Annotated in this window: 2 protein-coding genes and 1 pseudogene; 1 reads left to right on the top strand and 2 read right to left on the bottom strand. The window is 59.6% G+C overall.

The annotated features are described in order from the left end of the window. Positions 1–180, top strand: a pseudogene (locus tag NW820_RS07080) (hypothetical protein); the annotation flags it as partial. Between the two features lie 58 nt (positions 181–238). Here NW820_RS07080 and mnmA read toward each other — a convergent pair. Beyond that, a complete protein-coding gene (gene mnmA, locus NW820_RS07075; protein WP_414407080.1) occupies positions 239–1,345 on the bottom strand; it encodes a tRNA 2-thiouridine(34) synthase MnmA in 1,107 nt (368 codons plus the stop codon). Between the two features lie 102 nt (positions 1,346–1,447). Next, complete coding sequence (locus tag NW820_RS07070; protein WP_414329744.1) at positions 1,448–2,197, bottom strand: HEAT repeat domain-containing protein; 750 nt, start codon at positions 2,195–2,197, stop codon at positions 1,448–1,450. Positions 2,198–2,455: the final 258 nt, after the last annotated feature.

Here is a 2,455-nt window from a genome sequence, read left to right as displayed (position 1 = left end):
GTGGGTTTGATCTTCGGCATCGCGATCCTGATTTCGTTTTCTGTTGGGGGGATCCTGGGAGATACCCTAGGTGCGGCTGTGGTTGGGAATGCTGCCGCCACGGCAGTTGCGCCTATCCTCGATATCTATACAGTGCTCCTGTTCCGATCCCTGCAGCAGCTGCAAGCGCAAGCAGCGTAGTTTGGCTTGCCCTCACCCCCAATCCTTCCCCCCTGGCGAGAGGGAAGTTGCAGTTGGCCTAGGGAGAAGGGCGCTCCAGGATCCCTCCCCCCAGCAGGAGATCCCCGTGGTACCAGACGGCGGCTTGGCCAGGAGTGACCCCAAACTGCGGCTCGGCAAACTGCAGCTTTACCCGCTCTGGCGATTCCGGGATCACCATGGCGGGCACTGGGGGGGTACGGTAGCGCACCTGAACCTCAACAGCCAAGGATGCCGTCGGCGCCGGGATAGAGACCCAGTTGACTTGGCTTACCCACGCTTCAGCCTGGGTAGCCTCCTCCCGTTCCCCCACGACAACGCGGTTCATGGCCGCATCGATGCGCACCACGTAAAGCGGACGGGAAGAGGCAATCCCCAACCCCTTGCGCTGGCCCACCGTGTAGTGGTGGATGCCCTCATGGGATCCCAGCACTCGCCCCTGGGTATCGACGATTTCCCCTGGCCTTTGCCCAAGGTACTGATCCAAAAAGCTCCGCATCGAGCCATAGGTTTCAATCAAGCAGAGATCCTGGCTTTCGGGCTTGTCGGCTGTAACCAGCCCGTAGCGGGCAGCCAACTGACGGGTTTGGGCCTTGGTGTACTCGCCCAAGGGGAAGAGGCTATGGGCTAGGTGCTCTTGGCTGAGGTCGTAGAGAAAATAGGACTGATCCTTCTGCCGATCTACCGCCCGCAGGAGTTGGTAACGTCCTAGCCCGGCGTTAAAGCGCACCCGTGCGTAGTGGCCGGTAGCAATCTGGGAGATGCCCAGCTTTTCGCGGGCATAGGCCAGCAGGGGGCCGAATTTCACCGTTTTGTTGCATTGGGAGCAGGGCAGGGGAGTAATGCCCTCCGCGTAGCCGGCTACCAGGTAATCGACAATGTTGGCCTGGAACAGCTCGCGGCTATCCACCACATGGTGCGGGATCCCCAGCTGCTCACAAACAGCTGCCGCATCCACCAAGCCTTCGGTACAGCACTGCCCCTTCCCCCTCATGAGCCAAAGGGTAACGCCCTCCACGGCGTAGCCCTGTTCCTGCAAAAGGGCCGCCACCGTAGAGCTATCCACACCCCCAGAAAGGGCCGCCACAATGCGGGGCCGCGACGGGGATGCAACAGGTGAAACCGATGAGTGGGGGCTGATAACCATTGAGACAAGGGATCCTAGGAAAAGAAAGGCTCAGCCGGAAACAGAGGAGGCCTCTCTCTGGGAATTGGGGAACCCGGAACAAGCTGAGCCGGGATCTTTACTTTAGCCTTCCTCAGAATTGGCTGGCCCGGATCCCTTCTCAGGGGTGGTTTCTGAGATGCCCCTTTGCCGCAAGCGCCGCAGCGAATCCAGAGCCGCCGCCGCAACGCTATCGTGGGGATCCCTGGCCAGGTAGTTGAGAGCAGAAACGCTCTTGGGGGAAGGCAAATTGCCCAGCGCTTGGGCCAGCCGCTGCCGCACCAGCCAGTCTTCCGATTGGGCAAACCGCAGGATGTGATCCAGGGCCCGCGGATCCCCCAGTTCCCCCAAAGCCGCAATGGCCGCTTGCTGCAGCAACACCTCCGGCCCATCCAAGGCTCGCAGAAGCACCTCGTAAGCCCGCGGATCCTTCAAGTTCCCCAAGGCCACCGCGGCACTGAAGCGCACCAGCCATTCTACATCCTCGTAGAAAGCACGCACTAAAGCTTCAAAAGCCCGCGGATCTTCCAAATAGCCCAGGGCACCTGCCGCGTCGGCGCGAATGCCATAATCCGGGTCTTGGGTGAGGATTTCCAGCAACTTGGGCAGACAGGCGTCCGTTTGCTTGATCCCCAGGGCAAAGACGGCAAAAGAGCGCACCTGCAGGTTCTCATCGTCGATGACCTGCAAAATCAGCGGCACCGCCTGCTCTGCCGGCACATCCCGCAACTGGGCCAAGGCCACCATCCGGTCCGCAGAACGCGGGCTGCGCAAGCGTTGAGCGATCTCCTGTAAACGGGCGGGGTTGGCGGGATCCAAAGCAGAGACAGTCATGGCGTTAACAAATATTTACAATCTTTCTTCAGTATGGCAAACGAGGCTGCGCTTGGACAGAGGCCGTCTTTGTCTGGCCCGGTCGGGATCTCTGGGGACATGGTGCCACTGTTTCGATCGACAAATCCTAGCACTGTTGTCGAGAAAAGCAGGTTGACTTGGCCCCATCACGAAGATTTTGGATATTTTGGTGGAGAGGATACGAGGCTGATACATTTACGCTGAACACTGCTGAACATCACTGTTCAACTATGCAGC

The sequence above is a fragment of the Synechococcus sp. R55.7 genome (assembly GCF_047461955.1).
GTDB lineage: Bacteria > Cyanobacteriota > Cyanobacteriia > Thermostichales > Thermostichaceae > Thermostichus.
Note: the sequence above shows the minus strand (reverse complement) of the source record. Positions and strands in the feature narration are given on the sequence as shown.